Raw genomic sequence first — 18,458 nt, forward strand, 5'->3', positions numbered from 1 at the left:
TGGATGCCGAGTAAAAAGTGTTTTGTATACAAGACGCAATGGGCGCATCTTAGTGAAAAGTACGCCCTTTGTCGAGAGCTAAGTTTACGACAAAACAGGTGATAAAAATTGACAGATTTAGTGGGCCTATGTTAATCCTGTACCACAATTTTCAACTGTTTGTACGGGAGTTTCACCATGTTCAAGAACCTGCGCGAGGATATCAACTCCGTCTTTGAACGCGATCCGGCCGCCCGCAATGCCATGGAGATCATCTTCTGCTATCCCGGCCTGCACGCCCTCTGGATATACCGTATTGCCCATTGGTTCTGGATCAACAAGCTATTTTTCCTGGGGCGTTTCATCTCCCATCTCGGCCGTTTTCTGACCGGCATCGAGATCCATCCGGGCGCCAAGATCGGTCGCAAGTTTTTCATCGACCACGGCATGGGGGTGGTGATCGGGGAAACGGCCGAGATCGGCGACAACGTGACCCTCTACCACGGCGTGACCCTGGGCGGGGTGACCTGGGACAAGGTCAAGCGCCATCCGACCCTGGGCGACAACGTGGTGATCGGCTCGGGGGCCAAGGTGCTGGGGCCGTTCACCGTCGGCAAGGGGGCCAAGATCGGCTCCAACTCGGTGGTGGTCAAGGAGGTCCCGGAAAACGCTACCGTGGTTGGCATCCCCGGTCGGGTGGTCATGGCCCAGGAAAAGAAGGAAGAGCTTCGCCCCGACCTGCAACACGGCCAACTGCCCGACCCGGAGGCCAAGGCGATTTCGTGTCTGTTCGACCAGATTCGCGAGTTGGAGAAAAAGTACGCCACCCTGGCCGAGGAACACGAGGCACTGAAAAAGAAAATCAACGGCTGATCCATCTCCCCTCGGTTAGCCAGGAGGGGGAGCGGGGTGTGTGCCGTTGTGCAATAAAATTTGAGAAAGCTGCGCAATGATCAAACGACAAACCACCATAAATCGTATCTTCAAGATCACCGGCATCGGGCTGCATACCGGCCAACCGGTCAACCTGGAGTTCCTTCCCCGCCGCGAGTTCGGCATCGCCTTTGTCATCAACGGCCAGATGATCCCGGCCCGCTACGACATGGTGGCCGACACGCGCCTCTCGACCCTGATCGCCAAGGAGGGGGCATCGGTTTCCACCATCGAACACCTGATGGCGGCCTTTTACTTCTCCGGCGTCACCAACTGCTTGGTGTACATCGACGGCCCCGAGGTCCCCATCATGGACGGCTCGGCCTGGGAGTTCTATCAGGGCATGTGGAAAGCCGGCGTCTACGAATTCCCGGAAAACGGTGTCTATCTGAAGGTGCTCCGCCCGGTGGAGGTCACCCGGGAAGACGCGTTTCTGCGGGTCAAGCCGCTCAATACCCTGGAAATCACCATGTCCATCGAGTTTCGGGCGCCGGTCGGCAAGCAGAAGAAACGGGTCACGGACGTGGAAAACGCCTTCGCCATCATCAATTCCCGTACCTTCGGCTTCATCGAAGAACTGGAAGCGATCCGCCAGGCGGGTTTGGCCAAGGGGGCGACCCTGGACAACGCCGTGGCAATCGGCGAGGACAGCATCGTCAACCCCCACGGCCTGCGTTACAAAAAGGAGCTGGTCAATCACAAAATCCTCGACCTGATCGGCGATCTGTACACCAGCGGTTACCGCCTCCTCGGCAAGGTCGAGGCCAACAAGACCGGCCATTACCTCAACAATCTGCTGCTGAAAGAGATCTTTTCAGACCCCGCCAATTACGCCATCTACTGACGTGCCACACCGCTTTACGCGCCGACTGGATCGAATCTTCCACGACCCTTTGACCCTCGTGCTGTAAGGGGGCAGAGGGTCGGTTTCGCCTTGCCGGTTCGCCCCTCACAGGTTGTTGAAAATCGTAGCGTGGAGGCTGATATGCAAGGCGCACGCGAGCGAGAAGGCGAGGCGTACCCCTTGGTGCGTTGAGCTCTCGAGCGAGTGGCAACGCCGCAGATCAGCCCCGCAGTAGATTTGCTATTGTCCCAGTATGACCTCTCCCGTATCCGTGAATAGTTTCACCGGCAGTTCAAAGACCCGCTTGAAGATATTCAAGGCCCCCTTGGCCATGGATTTGACCGGAATAGCGCTCACCTGTGGATCGGACCATTTGCCCTTGGCCTCGAAATAGGCCGTTACCAGCGATTTGCCCTTGCCGGTCAGAAGCCAGCCCACCACCGGGATGCGGTTGACGATCTTGTCCACGGTCTGGAGCGGCTGGACGCCGATGGTGAAATTGAGTTCCTCCCTGACCATGTCCGCCTTGCCGATGACCGAGATGTTCATGGCGTCGCTGTTGATAAAGAGGTTTTGGGTCGAAATGCTGCCGTCGCTGAAAGCGAAGCTGCCATGGACGTCCTTATACGGCATACCGTCCGACACCATGTCCGGAAGTTGGAACTTGAGCAACTGGGATACGTTGAGGATCGAGAACATCTTGGAGAGCACGTTGAACTTCCGCAGAGTGCCTTTTTCCAGTCTCAGCTTCACATTGCCGAGCGCTGTCCTCTTGAGGTCCGCCAGGGTAGCCCCCCGGGCGGTCAGGTCGCCGGAGAGGTTCAGGGTCCCGGTGACCTCCTTGGTCACGTCCAGCGCCTGAAGAAGGCGTTCCGCATTGACCCGCGAAACCCCGATATTCAGGTCGTAGCGTCGCTCCTGACCATTGCCCGGCGCAATGCGTCCCTTTGCGGTCACCCTGCCACTGAACATCTCGGCCCCCATGCCCTGGAGATAAAGAATGCCGTTTTCCTGGTGCAGCGTCGCATTCAGCTTCGAGTAGGGGATCTTTTCGTATTTCCCGGATTCGGCGTTGAGCTTGAGATTCAGGTTCAGTCGCGATGATGCCCGATTGTCCGCGTTCCCCTGGTCGGAGAGTTTGGCCAGCAGGAGCAGGTCGTCCAGGTCGAGGTTTGACGAACTGAGCGCCAGGTTGGCTGTTGGGGCGGCCCCCGCGGTGTAATCGCCGTTGATGCTGAAATTGGACGTATTGAAGAGTCCGGACAAATGGTTGATGACATACCTGCCGTCCCTGACGGCCAGCACGGCATGCAGGCGGCGGATGCTGGCATTGGCCTTGGCCGGGGGCGGGGGAACAAGGTTTATGTCCCGCAGGAAGAACTGTGGCGACGACAGGGTGATCTCGGCTTCGGCGTTTTTCAGGCTTTTGACCCGGCCGCGCAGGTTGAGGGACGAATCGCCGTAGCGGGCGCTCATGCCGGTAGTTTCCAGGCTGTTCCCGTGAAAGGTGATCGTGCTGCTGATGCCGCTCACCGGCTTCAATTTGGGATCCGGCAGGAAGGAAAACGTGTTCAGGGCAATGCTGCCGGAGTAATCCATGGCCGCGAAGTCTTCGGGGTTGCCGGTGCCGCGGATATGGGCCTGTACCCTTCCGCGCGGGCGGTACTGTTGCCACATGGGCATGATGGGCAAGGTCTCGCTCAACCAAAACGGGTTGGTCTGCACTTCGAAACCGAGGTACGGCTTATCGCCGTATCTCAGCAGGGCGTTTGCGGAGAGGGCGAGAGGCGGCAGGGTATAGGCCAGGCTGTTCAGCTTGATCTCGCCCGGCGGCAGGATCGAACTGAAGGCAAGGTGGTTCGCCATGCCCGCGGGTTTGCGAACAACGCCGGGAAAGGTGTAGGCGGCCTGCTTCAGTTCCCATTCGCCGTCCAGCCGGTAGGCGGAGAAATGGCCGCTGCCGGTGAGGACAAGGTTGGAGTTGCCGCTGAAATCGAGCTTGTGCGCCCCGACGATCCTGGCCAGCCAGGCAATTTCGGGGGAGCGGGGGGTGATCTCCATGCGGACCGGGTAGTCGGATTGCTTGTCGGTGTTGTATTCCGTGATCGACCCGTGCAATTTGAACGGCGACGTGCCGAAGGAACCGGTCATGCCGATCAGGTTGAAGTTCTTGCCCTTCAACTCGATGGTTCCCTTGATGTTGTTGAACGTCGGCGCCTTGGGGCCGTAGCTGAGAACGGCCTTTTCCACCGGCCCCCGGATCAGGAGGGTGTTGTAATTGTCCCCCCGCTCCATGTGGGCGATCTGGCTGACCCGTCCGTCCAGTACGCCGGTATCCAGCTTGAAGACCCCGGACTTGATCTTGTTCTCGATATAATCACGGGTATCGGTGGGGATGATTCCGTAGGGAACGTAGGTCCTGACATCCTCATAGCGGAAGGTGCCCGGGGTGGCCGCTCTGGCGACGATGCGCGGATCCGGGCCTGCATAATCGTGCAGTTGGACGTTCCCCTTGATTCTGAAACCGTCGGTGATCAGGTCGATGGTCTTGATATCCAGCAGTTTGCCGTTGAGTTTCAGGTCATAGTCCGCCTGGAGGAAACGGGGCGCCACGGTGGCGTGGAATATGGTCGGCCAGGACACAGCGGCGTTGTTGATGCGGATCTTGCCCTTGGCGGCGAACTCACGGGGTTTGCCCTTGAAGCTGGTGGCGACGTCCAGGCGGCCACCCGGGTTGGCGAAGGGGATGCGTCTGCCGAAGTAAGGCCAGAAACGGCCGATCTCGGCCTGTTTGATATCCGCATCGCCGTTTACTTCCATTTCAAGCAGGGATTGCCCCTTTTCGGGGAGCTTGATCGTGCCGTTCAGGGCAATTTTGGCGGGAGCCCCCGATACGGCCGGGATGTCGCAGACGAGCTTGACGCTCCCTTTGCGGCCGCGGGCCACGTGATCCATGGTCAGGGCGATATTGGTGGCGGCAACCGTCGGCAGCCCATCTTTGCCCACGGCCATGTCGTGCCACTGGATCGTACTGCGCTTGAGCTGCACCCTGCGGAACTGGATCTGCATGCCTTCTTTGCCCGGCGCCAACAGGTCGTCGATGTTCAACTTCCCATCTTTGTTCCGTACCAGACGGATGTCAGCCCCTTCCAGGGCTACGTCGCGCAACACCACACGTTCTTCCAACAGGGGCCACAGGGCCAGCCGCACCGTGATGCGGTCGGCCTTGAGAAAGTCGGCGCTGTTGTCCGGCTCCTTGACCGTGATGCCGTCAAAATCGAAGGAAGGGCCGAAGTGCCATTTGAACTCGCCGTGGGTGAAGGTGACCTTGCGGTTGAGGGATTTTTGCAGGGAAGCGAGGATTTCGTCGCGATAGGCGTTGACATCCAGCAGGTAGGGCAGAAAAAAGGCCAGGCTGACCACGATGGTGCTGACGGCCAGCAGCAGGATGCCGGAAAGCTTTATATAGGAGCGTTTCATCATGGCTGTTCGGAAGGGATGGCTATGACGCGAACCTTCAGTACCGCGGTCTGGGTCACCTCCTCGCAGAGGAACCGGTAGCCGTGCCATTCGACGGTCTCGCCTTTCAGCGGGAAACGGCCCAGCTCCTGCAGGATCATGCCGGCCACGGTTTCAAAGGGGAGTTCCTCGTCCAGCTTGATCTCAAGGGCGTCGGCCAGATCGAAGACCGACAGCAGGCCATCCACCATCAGGCTGCCGTCCTCCATATTCATAATGGTCGGTTGTTCCCCGACATCGTGCTCATCCTCGATCTCTCCCACCAACTCTTCTATCAGGTCTTCGGTGGTGACCAAGCCGCTCAGACCGCCGTACTCGTCTACCACCAGCACCATCTGGTTGCGGTTGCGCTGCATTTCCTTGAGCAACTCGTTGACCTTCTTTCCCTCCGGCACGAAGACCGGCGGCAGCATGATGGCCGCAAGGTCGAGCTGTTCGCCCGCCACCAATCGCCCCAGGATGTCCTTGCCGTGCACCACCCCCGCAATCTCCTCAATGCTGCCGACATAAACCGGATAGCGGGAATACATGTTATCCAGGAGCGTGGCCACCACCTGGTCGCGGGGCGCGGCAAGATCGATGGCTACCATGCGCGTGCGCGGGACCATAATCTCGCGGACGCAGGTGTGGGAGAACTCGAAGACATTGCGGATGTACTCGTGTTCGGTCTCGCTGAAAACGCCGCTCTCATGCCCCTCAGCCACAATGTGCTGCACTTCTTCGCGGGATATGAAGGGCTCCCGGTTGGCTGGAATACGCAAGAGCCGCATCACCGCCTTGCTGGAGACGGTCAGGAGGCTGACCAGGACCGAGCCGACCCGGGCGAGCACGCTGATGGGCCGGGCGACCCGCAAGGCAATGGCGTCGGAGTATTGCAGCCCGATAGCCTTGGGTACCAGTTCGCCCAGGATGAGCAACAGGTAGGAGATGATAACCACCATGCCGGTGACCGCCACCGGTTCGGCGGCATGGGCCAGGAAGCCGATCCCCAGGTTCTGAAACCAGGGGCGGAGGTAGTCGACGGCGATAATGCCGCCCATGGTCGAGGCCGTGGCGCCGGTCACGGTGACGCCGACCTGCACCAGCGCCAGCAGGCGGTGGGGGTCGTGCTGAAGCACCTCGATGAGGCTTGCCCGCTTGTCGCCCTCGTCCACCAGTTGGGCGACACGGCTCTTGCGAATGGATATGATGGCAAATTCGGAGCAGGCAAAAAAGCCGTTCAGAACAATCATCACTGCAATGACGAATATTTCAACGAGAACGGTATCCACAAAACCTCCATTAAAGCGACATTTTCACTCCTGAGGGGACTAATGTCAACCGTCACATGTATCGGTATACGTTTTATCCCTGTAATGGTGCGAAAAAACGCAAAAAAGTTGCCACTGCTATGAATATGGGAAGGCAATTCGGGCATTATGGAGAGGCGGCTCATTATTTTTGTTTGTTGTCAGTGTAACCTTTGGGCGTTTTGTCCGTCTTATGCTCTGAAAGCGTAAGGTCCACCTTCATATGCAAAACGGATGGCAGAACGGCGCTTCACAAGTGTACACAATGAGAAACGGAAGATCGCTTCCGTTTCTCATTTTACTCCGGGCGACAGTACTGAAAGTATTCTGAGAACAGGGCACCTGACGCCTTTATATTTTTCACATTATGGTCTATATATTGCGGCTGGTGGCAAAGAGGTAATGGATTTCATCTCCATCATTATCCTATCCCGGGCAGCAAGCACATAAGGCAGGAGGAAATCGTGACGTTACATGCAACAGGCACTTTTGAACGCCTGAAGAAACCGGAAACAGGGGTGGTGCGGCAATGACCCTACAACCTCATCAGGAAGAGACAGGCAATGGACCATCCGAAAACACCCCGACAGCCTCACGGTCCCGGCTCTGGTGGCTGATCGTGCCGTTGATAGGCCTGTTGGCAGGTGGGGGGTACCTGTATTGGGGCGGGAAACCGGTCCCGGCCGCCAAGCAGGGGGGGACGAAAAATACCCCCCAGGTGGTCCCGGTGGTGGCACAGGCCGCGGGAAAGGCGGATGTGGGGGTGTATATCACGGGGCTCGGCAATGTGACCCCTCTCAACACGGTCACCGTCAAGTCCCGTATTGATGGGCAGCTCATGGAGGTTCGCTTCCGGGAGGGGCAGGTCGTCAAGCGGGGCGATCTCCTAGCCGTTATCGACCCGCGGCCGTACCAGGTGCAGTTGACCCAGGCCGAGGGGCAGATGGCCCACGACCAGGAACTGCTGCGGAATGCCCGCCTCGACCTGCAGCGCTATAAGCTTTTGTGGCAACAGGACTCCATCCCCAAACAGCAGTTGGACACCCAGGAGACCCTGGTGCGCCAGTATGAAGGGACCGTCAAGGTTGACAAGGGGCAGATCGACAGCGCAAAGCTGCAACTAGTCTACAGCCGGATTACGGCGCCCATCAGCGGCCGGGTCGGCTTGCGTCAGGTCGACGCCGGCAACATCATTCATGCCAGCGATACTACCGGACTGGTGATCATTACCCAACTCCAGCCTATTACGGTGGTATTCCCGGTCCCCGAGGACAGCCTTCCCCTGGTGCTCGGCAAATTCAGGTCGGGAGCCCATCTTGCCGTGGAAGCCTTTGATCGGGAACAGAAACAGAAGCTCGCCACGGGGCAGCTTCTGACCATCGACAACCAGATCGACCCGGCCACCGGCACGGTCAAGTTCAAGGCGGTGTTTCCCAACAATGATAATGCCCTGTTTCCCAATCAGTTCGTCAATGCCCGACTGCTCGTGGAAACCAGGCATGATAGTGTCGTGGTTCCTTCCTCCGCCATCCAGCGCGGCTCCCAGGGCACCTTCGTGTACCTGGTGAAGGCCGATAAAACCGTTGCCATTCGCCCGGTCGTCGTCGGCACCCCCCAGGGGGATGATATCGCCATCACCTCAGGCCTCGCGGCGGGGGAGATGGTGGTGGTGGACGGCGCCGAACGTCTGCGGGACGGCAGCAAGGTGGAGCTGAGGGAACCGGGTCGTCAGCGGGGCACGAATGGCGCAACTGCTCCCGGGAGCCCGAAAGGGCAGGGGGAACAGCGGGGAGCGGTGAAGGGTGCGGGACAGAAGCCTGGTGTGGTTCAACAAGGAACAAAACCATGACCTCGAAATCTTCGCCACGGGGGACATGGAGGTACACGGAGAAAAAAAGTAACGGCTAGGATGGTTTATATATGCTCAAGGGGTTTATGCCGTTAACAACGCTATTTCATTACCAATCCATAAAGACGGTTATGAAAACCCCTCTAGCCTTTCCTTCGTGTCCTCTCTGTCCTCCGTGGCAACCTGTTTTTGCTGTGGACGTTATCGTCCATCCGAATGAAATTTTTCAGGACACTCCATGAATCTTTCGCGCATTTTCATACTCCGTCCCGTGGCCACAACCCTGCTGATGATCGCCATCCTGCTGGCCGGTGCCGTGGCTTACAAGCAGTTGCCGGTTTCGGCTCTCCCCCAGGTGGATTACCCCACCATTCAGGTGCGCACCTTTTACCCCGGCGCCAGTCCTGATGTGGTTGCAACCTCCATCACGGCACCGTTGGAGCGCCAGTTCGGACAGATGCCGGGCCTGACCCAGATGACCTCCACCAGTTCCAACGGCTGCTCGGTCATCACCATGCAATTCAGCCTGGAGTTGAGCCTGGATATTGCCGAGCAGCAGGTGCAGGCAGCCATCAACGCCGCTTCCACCTTTCTTCCCACCGGCCTTCCGAACCCGCCTGTCTACAGCAAGGTCAATCCGGCCGATACACCGATCCTGACCCTGGCGCTCAGTTCCGATTCCCTGCCTCTCCCCAAGATAGAGGACCTGGCCGATACCCGCTTTGCCCAGAAGATCTCCCAGCTTCCCGGTGTGGGTTTGGTGAGTATCAGCGGCGGGCAGCGGCCGGCGGTGCGGGTCCATGCAAACCCGACGGCACTGGCTTCCTACAGTTTGACCATGGAAGACCTGCGTTCCTCCATAGCCACCGCAAACGTCAATCAGGCCAAGGGGGGCTTTGACGGCCCCCGCCAGTCCTACATCATCGGAGCCAACGACCAACTCTACAGCAGCAAGGACTTCCGGCCCCTGGTCGTCGCCTACAAAAATGGCGCGCCGGTACGGCTGTCCGATGTAGCCGATGTCGTGGACGATGCGGAGAACGTCAACCAGGCCGCCTGGATGAACGAGAAGCCGTCGGTGATCGTCAACATACAGCGCCAGCCGGGTGCCAACGTCATCGAAGTCGTGGACCGCATTAAAAAGCTAATGCCCCAACTGCAGAGCTCGTTGCCCGCCTCGATCAAGGTGTCGGTGCTGACCGACCGCACCAACACCATCCGGGCCTCGGTGCGCGACGTGCAGCACGAGATGCTTCTCGCGGTAGTGCTGGTGGTACTGGTCATTTTTCTCTTTCTGCGCAATTTTTCTGCCACCATCATCCCCAGCGTGGCGGTACCGCTCTCACTGGTGGGGACCTTCGGGGTCATGTACCTGCTGGGATTCAGTCTCAACAACCTGACGCTGATGGCCCTGACCATCTCCACCGGTTTCGTGGTCGATGACGCCATCGTCATGATAGAGAACATCACCCGCTACATCGAGGAGGGGGAGAGCCCGCTCCAGGCTGCGCTCAAGGGCTCGCAACAGATCGGGTTCACCATCCTGTCGCTGACGGTCTCGCTGATTGCCGTGTTGATCCCACTGCTCTTCATGGGCGATGTCGTCGGCCGCCTGTTCCGCGAGTTTGCCGTCACCCTGGGGGTTACCATCCTCATCTCTGCGGTGGTCTCCCTGACCCTGACCCCCATGATGTGCGCCCGACTGCTCAAACATGTGCCTGAAGAACGGCAGGGACGGTTTTACCACGCCTCGCAGCTCTTCTTCGATCGAGTCATTGCCGCCTATGGCCGTTCGCTCAAGATCGTGCTGAGGCACCAGACTGCGACGCTGGTGATAGCGGTCGGCACACTGGTGCTGACGGTCGTCCTCTACGTGATGGTACCCAAGGGGTTTTTCCCGGTACAGGATACCGGTGCCATCCAAGGGGTAACCGAGGCGGCACAATCCATCTCGTTTCCCGCCATGGCCGAGCGTCAACAGGAACTTGCCCGGGCGATCCTCAAAGATCCTGCCGTCGAGAGCCTTTCTTCCTTCATTGGGGTGGACGGCGTCAACACCACACTCAACAGCGGTCGCATCATGATAAACCTGAAGCCGCTCGCCGAGCGCGACGCCAGCGCCAGCGAGGTCGTACGCCGTTTGCAGGCGAACACATCAGGTATTGCCGACATAAAACTCTTCATGCAGCCGGTTCAGGACCTGACCGTCGATGCCAGGGTCAGCCGCACCCAGTTCCAGTACACCTTGGAAGATCCCAATACCGATGAACTGAAAGCGTTGGCGCCCAAGGTGATCGAGGCGATGAAAGCACGTCCCGAACTTCTTGATGTCAGCAGCGACCAGCAGGACCAGGGGGCGCGCGTCGTGCTGGATATCGACCGGAACACGGCGGCCCGTTTCGGCATCACCCCCCAGAATATCGACGATGCCCTCTACGACGCTTTTGGTCAGAGGCTTGTCTCGACCATATTTACCGAATTGAACCAGTACCGGGTCGTACTTGCCGTTAAGCAGGATTTTCGTAACAGCCCCACCGGCCTGCAATCGGTTTATCTGCGCAGCACCAGTGGCGGCATGATCCCCTTGAGTACCATTGCCCAGGCGACGGAGTCGGTCGGGCCGCTGGTCATCAACCGCCAGGGGCAATTCCCGGCGGTGACCACGTCGTTCAACCTGGCGCCGGGCATGTCGCTGGGGACTGCGGTCACGGCGGTGGAGGCGGCTACCGAGAAACTCGGGCTGCCGGCCAGTATCAGAGGCACGTTCCAGGGGACGGCCCAGGCCTTCAAATCATCTTTGTCCAACGAGCCGCTACTGATTCTGGCGGCCCTGATTACGGTCTACATCGTGTTGGGAGTGCTGTACGAAAGCTACATCCATCCGGTCACCATCCTCTCCACCCTTCCTTCCGCCGGCGTCGGAGCGGTGCTGTCGTTGATGATCTGCCGCACCGACTTGAGTGTCATCGCCATCATCGGCATTATCCTCCTGATCGGCATCGTCAAGAAGAATGGCATTATGATGGTGGACTTTGCCCTGGATGCGGAACGCAAGGAAGGAAAACCACCGGAAGAAGCCATTTATCAGGCGTGTCTGCTACGCTTCAGGCCGATCATGATGACCACCATGGCGGCTCTTCTGGGGGCGTTGCCGCTGGCCATGGGGCATGGCGTCGGGTCGGAGTTGCGGCGGCCGCTGGGTATCTCCATCGTGGGGGGCCTGATTTTCAGCCAGATACTGACGCTCTATACCACACCGGTGATCTACCTGGCCTTTGACCGGCTGGCGCAGCGGCGGGGAAAACGGCGGGGGGGTGAAAGAAAGATCAAGAGCCCCGATGTAACCACAGCATGAACATCTCCGCCCCTTTCATAAAACGTCCGGTCGCCACCACGCTGCTTACCTTGGGGCTCGTATTGGCCGGGGTGATCGCCTTCCGTCTCTTGCCGGTATCGCCGCTGCCCCAGGTGGATTTTCCGACTATTTCGGTTTCGGCATCCCTGCCCGGCGCAGACCCGGAAACCATGTCCACCTCGGTGGCGGCGCCGCTGGAGCGTCAATTCGGCCGTATTGCCGGCGTGACCGAGATGACGTCCACCAGCAACCGCGGTTCCACCAGCATCACCATGCAGTTCGACCTGAACCGCGACATCGACGGCGCCGCGCGGGACGTACAGGCGGCCATCAATGCTTCCCGTGGCGATCTGCCTTCCAACCTCCCCAGCAACCCCAGCTACCGCAAGGTCAATCCGGCCGATGCACCGATCCTGATCCTGGCCCTGACCTCGGATACCATGAGCAAGCCGCAGATGTACGACGCCGCTTCGTCCATCATGCAGCAGAAGCTCTCCCAGGTGAAAGGGGTCGGCCAAGTGTTTGTAGGGGGGAGTTCTCTCCCGGCGGTGCGGGTAGAGCTGAATCCGCTTACGCTCAGCAAGTACGGCCTCAGCCTGGAAAACGTGCGCAGCATGCTGGCGGCTACCAATGTCAATCGTCCCAAGGGCCAGGTTTCCTCCGCCGATAAGACCTGGGAAATCCGTGCCAACGACCAGCTTCGTACGGCCAAGGAGTATCTGCCGCTGGTGGTGAACTACAAGAGCGGCGCAGCACTCCGGCTGGCTGATGTAGCCAATGTGCAGGACTCGGTGGAAGATCTGCGCTCCGCCGGCCTGGTGAACGGCAAGCCGTCGGTCATGGTGATCATTTTCCGCCAGCCGGGCGCCAATATCATCGAGACGGTGGACAACGTGCGCGCCTTGCTGCCGCAGCTTCAAGCTGCCCTGCCGGGGGCCGTCAATCTGTCGGTCGTCCTTGATCGTACCCCTTCCATACGCGGCTCCCTGCGGGACGTGGAACGCTCGCTGCTGCTTTCCGCTCTGCTGGTGATCCTGGTGGTGTTCTGGTTCCTGCGCGATGCGCGCGCCACGCTCATCCCGGCCGTGGCCGTTGGGGTATCGATCATCGGCACCTTTGCGGTGATGTACCTGTTCGACTACTCCCTGGATAATCTGTCGCTGATGGCCTTGACGATTGCCACCGGTTTTGTTGTGGACGATGCCATCGTGGTGCTGGAAAATATCACCCGCTACCGGGAACAGGGACAATCGCCGCTCCAGGCGGCCCTGTCCGGTTCCAAAGAGATCGCCTTCACCGTCCTCTCCATGAGTGTTTCCCTGGTGGCGGTATTCATTCCCATCCTGCTGATGGGAGGGATCGTCGGGCGTTTATTCCGCGAGTTTGCCGTAACCCTCTCGGCGGCGATCATGGTTTCTTTGCTGGTGTCCCTGACCGCGACTCCCATGATGTGTGCCACGCTGCTCAAGCCTGAACGGAAACGGAAATACGGCATCATCTACCGGGCCAGCGAAGGGATGTTCACCTGGCTTCATAGCTTCTACAAGGTCACCCTCTCCTGGGCACTCGCCCATACCCGCATCATGCTGCTCATCATCGTGGCAACGGTGGTGGTCAATGTGGCGCTGTTCATACTCGTCCCCAAGGGGTTTTTCCCCGAACAGGATACCGGCCGTATCATGGGGAGAATCCAGGCCGCCCAGGATATCTCGTTCCAGGCCATGGAACAGAAGCTGGCCCAGATCGTGGGCATCATCAAATCCGATCCGGACGTGGAGTATGTGACCGGATTCACGGGCGGTAACGGTGGCGGCGCAACCACCAATACCGGCCGGATGTTTGTCTCTCTGAAACCGTTTGAAAAGAGGACCAGCAGCGCCAACGACGTCATCAAGAGGTTGCGCAGGAAGCTTATGGGCGTACCGGGTGCACCGGCCTTCCTGGCCCCGGTGCAGGATCTGCGCGTCGGCGGCAGGATCGGCAACGCCCTCTACCAGTATACCCTCCAGGGGAGCGACCTGAACGAGCTCAACACCTGGTCCCAGAACGTGCTCCGGAAATTGCGCACGGTCCCCCAGGTGGTCGACCTCAGCAGCGACCTGCAGAACAAGGGGAGGGAGGCATCGTTAGTGATCGATCGCCCCACGGCTGCCCGTTTGGGCATCACCCCCCAGGTGATCGACAATACCCTGTACGACGCCTTTGGCCAACGCCAGGTGTCCATCTCCTACACCCTGCTGAACCAATACCATGTGATCATGGAGGTTGACCCCGTCTTCTGGCAGCGGCCCGATACGTTGCGGGACATCTACGTCCCTTCGACCAACGGCAGCCAGGTACCGCTTTCAAGCTTTACCCATTATGAACCTTCGGCCACGGCACTGGCGGTGAATCACCAGGGGCAATTTCCGGCAATCACGTTGTCGTTCAACCTTGCTCCCGGCGTGGCCTTGGGCGATGCGGTCAAGGCGATCGAGGCCGCTACCCGGGAGATGGGGATGCCGCTCACCATTCGGGGCAGCTTCCAGGGGACGGCCCAGGCGTTTCAGGCTTCACTCAACAATCAGCCGCTCCTGATCCTGGCGGCCCTGGTGGCGGTTTACATCGTGCTCGGGGTGCTGTACGAGAGCTATATCCACCCCATCACCATCCTCTCCACCCTGCCGTCGGCAGGGGTAGGGGCGGTGGCCGCCCTGATGCTGTTCCGCACCGACTTGAGCCTGATCGCCATCATCGGCGTCATTCTGCTGATTGGCATCGTCAAGAAGAATGGTATCATGATGGTGGACTTCGCCATCGCCGCCGAGCGCAACGAGGGGAAAAGTCCTGAAGAGGCGATCTACGAGGCCTGCCTGCTCCGCTTCCGGCCGATCATGATGACCACCATGGCCGCACTCCTGGGAGCGCTTCCCATGGCATTGGGGTTCGGTGTGGGATCGGAATTGCGGCGCCCCTTGGGCATCTCCATCGTCGGCGGCCTGATATTCAGTCAGATGCTGACCCTGTACACCACCCCGGTGGTGTATCTCTATATGGACCGTTTCAGGCTGTGGGTGGCGAAGATCCGGGGACAGAGGAAGAAAGCATCCCGGGCTTAACGTGAACACCACACGGATTAGTGGCAATGGTTTCTCGCGCCGCCCGGCCATGACGTTTTGAATTGGGAAAGGATACACCATGTTTATGATACAATCGCCCTGCCGCCGTTGCCTCTTTCTTGCCGGAACGCTCATGTTCCTGGCCGGTTGTACGGTCGGCCCGAATTACGTTCGGCCAGAGGCTGTGCCGGTCATGCCGGCGGCCTACAAGGAAGTGAACGGCTGGAAAACGGCACAACCGCGGGATGAAGCTATCAAGGGGGCCTGGTGGCAGTTATTCAACGACCCGCAGTTGAATGCTCTGGAAGAACAGGTTGCCGTGTCGAACCAAAACGTGCTCGCGGCCGAGGCCAGCTTTCGCCAGGCCCGCGCCCTGATCCAGTCCGCCAAGGCCGGTTACTACCCGACGGTCTCGGTCGGGGCCTCGGCCACCCGCGCCCATCAGTCGTCGACCCTCGGCAGCTCTGCAAAATCCGATACCACCACCTATACGATTCCCGTGGATATTTCGTGGGAGGCCGACATCTGGGGCCGCGTACGGCGCAGCGTGGAAGCGAGCCGGGCCAGCGCCCAGGCCAGCGAGGCCGATCTGGCGGCGCTCCGCCTGAGCGCCCAGGCCCAGCTTGCCCAGGCTTATTTTCAACTGCGCACCCAGGATGCCCAGAAAGCATTCTTGGACGCCACCGTTGCCTACTACCGTAAATCCCTTGAATTGACGAAAAACCGCTACGCCGGCGGTGTGGCTGCAAAGGCGGATGTGCTTCAGGCTGAGACCCTGCTCAAGAGCACCCAGGCCCAGTCCATCGACCTTGGTGTGCAACGTGCCCAGTACGAGCATGCCATTGCCCTGTTGATCGGCAAACCGGCTTCCGATTTCAGCCTGCCCGCCGCTCCCCTCGAAGCGGAGCCGCCGGCTATCCCCCTGGGGGTGCCGTCCCTGTTGCTGGAACGCAGGCCCGACATCGCCGCATCGGAGCGGCGAATGGCGGCGGCCAATGCCCAAATAGGCGTAGCCGAGGCGGCCTGGTATCCATCCATTACCTTGAGCGCATCGGGCGGTCTGGAGACGACGAGCTTTTCCCGCTGGTTGAGTTGGCCGAGCCGTTTCTGGTCGGTTGGCCCTGCGGTTTCGGAGACCCTGTTCGATGGGGGGTTGCGCAGCGCACAGAACGACCAGGCGCGGGCCGCCTTTGATGCCGAGGTGGCCACCTATCGCCAGACCGTGCTGACCGGTTTCCAGGAGGTGGAGGATAATCTGGCTGCGTTGCGCATTCTGGAGGAAGAGTCCAAGGTTCAGGATGAGGCGGTTCAGGCCGCCCGTCAATCGGTAGCCGTTGCCGAAAACCAGTACAAGGCCGGCGTCACCAGTTATTTGACCCTTCTGACCGCTCAGGCCGCCGAGCTGGCCAACGAACGGACGGCCATCACCATCCGCGGGAGCCGCATGACTGCCGGCGTGCTCCTGATCAAGGCCCTGGGGGGCGGGTGGGACGCCTCGAACCTGCAGGATACGAAACGTTGACCCCATGTCGTCAAGTTACGGAAGAATAAGAGCCGGAGGATGATGGCCCGGTAGGTGCAAAGCAAAACGGTTCCCGGCGCTATGGTCGGAAACCGTTTTGCTTTAACTGCGTTATGAGGGAACTTACGAGTTGTCTTCCGGGCCGCCGAGGTACTTGCTGACCTCGTTGGCAAGGGTCGAGTGATGCAGCAACCGGCTGGGGATCTTGTCGCCGCCGAACAGCTCCTGATGCCAGGGCTGCTTTTTCAGCCAGTCCATGAGCCTTTGCCACGCCTGCCAATTATTGAATTCACCGTCGATGCCGGTAAGCTGGTTGAGAAACTTGTCTCGCGGACTTCGCATGTGGGAAGGAACGGCCATAGGCGGGGTACTCCGGGTAGTGGGAAATGCGGTTGTCGTCTTGTTTCCGGTTGCGTCAGCAAAAGGCAATAATTATAGCTGATACCTTTGAAATATCTACTATTTTTGGTATTAAATCAAGCGATAATCCCTATCGGCCCTGCATTCGGCGCGGCAAAACGTATTTTTCTACGCGCCCGATGCTCTGGTGCTCACAGGGGGGGCGGCAGGAGCCGTTTTTTCCTGTCCACCGTCTTATGCCATTTTTTCAACGCCGACTTCTTTGCGGCGCCTGCGGTGGCTGACTTCCCTTTGGTTTGCTTGACTGCCGGTGCAGCATCCATCCGTCCCTCTTCCCGGCTCAGCTCGTTCCGGGTTGTGGCCTGATTGAGCCTTTCCTGTTCCCGCGCACTCTTTTCAGCAGCCAACCGGGCTTCTTCCCCCTTCTCCCATTCTGTCTTGAATGTTGTAATCCGGTCCAGTTCTTCTTTGGTGAACTGTTCCTTCATTCGTGCCAGCTGTTCCGAGGGCGACGGTTCCCGTGCCTTGCTTTCCTCCGGTGCAGCGGCAGCAGGCTGCCTGGGCTTTTCCTGTGGGATCGGCTGGGGGGCTTCAACCTGCTCCTGGCGCTTTTTTGCCAGAGCGGCTTTTACAGAGGCAAAGGTCGGTGCCGGTCTGGCCTCGCCCTTGGTGCCGCCAAAAGGGATGGTCACGCCCAGGGTATATTCGAAGGCGCTGGCATTGGCCACGACGTGCCGCACATCCGCCCGCAGTGCCAGCCGGTCGTACAGGAAGTATTTCACACCGCCGCCATAGTCGATAAAGCCCATCGTCTTTCTCGAAACAAGGGCCGAGGGACCCGACATGTTGTAGCCCCCGAGTCCGGCAGCCACAAACGGCACGAGCTTCTTGTCCGGCATGAAATGGTACAGCCCCTCGACCCCGTATTTGAAAATGGAGACATCCTTGTCCGTCACCAACTTGGAAGAGGTGATGGAGTAATCCAATCCCGCTTCCACGCCGATGTGATCCGTAAAGCTGTAGCCGCCCCTGAGGGAGTACACGGGGGCTGTACTGAGATGCTGCCCCCCATCATAGGTGTATCCGCCGATCATGGGGGAAACCGAGAACTGCCCTTCCGATACGGCCCCGAACACCGTGCCGGAGAATGTCAGTACCAGGGATACGGCCGCACATGCACACATTTTTTTCAAAAAAACACCTCCCGTGTTGGCGTAGCCATGGCAGAATAGCATGGTTGGCGGGACCGGTCAAAGAAGAAGGTTTTTAGACCGGGTTGGCAACAAGCATGGAGGTGCAGAAACGCCATGCGAAGGAAACCGGCCCGGACGACGTCAATTTTGATTGACCCCGCCAGGCCGGTAACAGTATATTTTCAGGCCACGTAACGCCTTCGTTGACTATGACGGCAATGATAATAATAAAAGGGGTATTGCATGAATTGTACTATTGAACAGTTTGAGGATGTTGTTGCCAAGTTCAAATTTTTTGCCGAGTCGGTTGAGCTTGAACTTTCATCCGAAGCGGATGGACTGCGGCAGGAATTGGTTGTGGTTTGCGCTGAGTTGCTGACGACCGTGAGGGAGGAGATCAAGGCTGGGTCTGATTCTATCTTATAATGGACTTCCAGAAAAGCTGTTCGTCTGACAAGCGGCAGCGAAAACTTTTCTTTGATTTCCGGTCTGCTGGTTTTTTCGATGTTTCGTTCTG

Annotated in this window: 11 protein-coding genes; 7 read left to right on the top strand and 4 right to left on the bottom strand. The window is 59.0% G+C overall.

Annotated elements, in window-relative coordinates; all coding sequences use genetic code 11:
• The first annotated feature begins 177 nt into the window (after nt 1–177).
• Both cysE and lpxC read left to right on the top strand, forming a co-directional pair.
• Nucleotides 178–852 carry a serine O-acetyltransferase gene (gene cysE, locus ET418_RS00135; RefSeq protein WP_149305550.1) on the top strand — a complete coding sequence of 225 codons (675 nt, stop codon included), beginning with the start codon at nt 178–180 and terminating at the stop codon, nt 850–852.
• A gap of 76 nt (nt 853–928) precedes the next feature.
• Complete coding sequence (lpxC, locus tag ET418_RS00140) at nt 929–1,756, top strand: UDP-3-O-acyl-N-acetylglucosamine deacetylase (RefSeq protein ID WP_149305551.1); 828 nt, start codon at nt 929–931, stop codon at nt 1,754–1,756.
• A 240-nt stretch (nt 1,757–1,996) separates the two neighbouring features.
• Here lpxC and ET418_RS00145 read toward each other — a convergent pair whose 3' ends face one another.
• Both ET418_RS00145 and ET418_RS00150 read right to left on the bottom strand, forming a co-directional pair.
• Nucleotides 1,997–5,239, bottom strand: a complete 3,243-nt coding sequence (locus ET418_RS00145) for a DUF3971 domain-containing protein (RefSeq protein WP_188055169.1) — start codon at nt 5,237–5,239, stop codon at nt 1,997–1,999.
• On the bottom strand, nt 5,236–6,546 hold the full coding sequence (locus ET418_RS00150) for a hemolysin family protein (RefSeq protein ID WP_149305553.1): 1,311 nt from the start codon (nt 6,544–6,546) through the stop codon (nt 5,236–5,238). Before ET418_RS00150 ends, ET418_RS00145 begins: the two co-directional genes overlap by 4 nt.
• A gap of 637 nt (nt 6,547–7,183) precedes the next feature.
• Here ET418_RS00150 and ET418_RS00155 point away from each other — a divergent pair.
• The 4 genes from ET418_RS00155 to ET418_RS00170 all read left to right on the top strand — a co-directional run bounded on the left by ET418_RS00155 (nt 7,184) and on the right by ET418_RS00170 (nt 16,388).
• On the top strand, nt 7,184–8,413 hold the full coding sequence (locus ET418_RS00155) for an MdtA/MuxA family multidrug efflux RND transporter periplasmic adaptor subunit (RefSeq protein ID WP_246152879.1): 1,230 nt from the start codon (nt 7,184–7,186) through the stop codon (nt 8,411–8,413).
• 238 nt (nt 8,414–8,651) lie between these two features.
• Nucleotides 8,652–11,768, top strand: a complete 3,117-nt coding sequence (locus tag ET418_RS00160; protein ID WP_149305555.1) for an MdtB/MuxB family multidrug efflux RND transporter permease subunit — start codon at nt 8,652–8,654, stop codon at nt 11,766–11,768.
• A complete protein-coding gene (locus ET418_RS00165) occupies nt 11,765–14,866 on the top strand; it encodes a multidrug efflux RND transporter permease subunit (RefSeq protein ID WP_149305556.1) in 3,102 nt (1,033 codons plus the stop codon). Before ET418_RS00160 ends, ET418_RS00165 begins: the two co-directional genes overlap by 4 nt.
• A 79-nt stretch (nt 14,867–14,945) precedes the next feature.
• The gene (locus ET418_RS00170) at nt 14,946–16,388 is read left to right on the top strand and encodes an efflux transporter outer membrane subunit (RefSeq protein WP_246152880.1); all 1,443 of its coding nucleotides are present in this window, start codon (nt 14,946–14,948) and stop codon (nt 16,386–16,388) included.
• Nucleotides 16,389–16,511: 123 nt separating this feature from the next.
• Here the strand turns inward: ET418_RS00170 and ET418_RS00175 are convergent, their stop codons facing one another.
• Together ET418_RS00175 and ET418_RS00180 are read right to left on the bottom strand one after the other, a co-directional pair.
• A complete protein-coding gene (locus ET418_RS00175; RefSeq protein ID WP_149305557.1) occupies nt 16,512–16,730 on the bottom strand; it encodes a hypothetical protein in 219 nt (72 codons plus the stop codon).
• A 209-nt stretch (nt 16,731–16,939) separates the two neighbouring features.
• Entirely contained in the window at nt 16,940–17,932 is a 993-nt protein-coding gene (locus ET418_RS00180) for a porin family protein (protein ID WP_246152911.1), read from the bottom strand.
• 252 nt (nt 17,933–18,184) lie between these two features.
• Here ET418_RS00180 and ET418_RS00185 point away from each other — a divergent pair, with 252 nt between their 5' ends.
• A complete protein-coding gene (locus ET418_RS00185; protein WP_149305559.1) occupies nt 18,185–18,367 on the top strand; it encodes a hypothetical protein in 183 nt (60 codons plus the stop codon).
• Nucleotides 18,368–18,458: the final 91 nt, after the last annotated feature.

The sequence above is a fragment of the Oryzomonas rubra genome (assembly GCF_008369015.1).
Lineage (GTDB): Bacteria > Desulfobacterota > Desulfuromonadia > Geobacterales > Pseudopelobacteraceae > Oryzomonas > Oryzomonas japonica.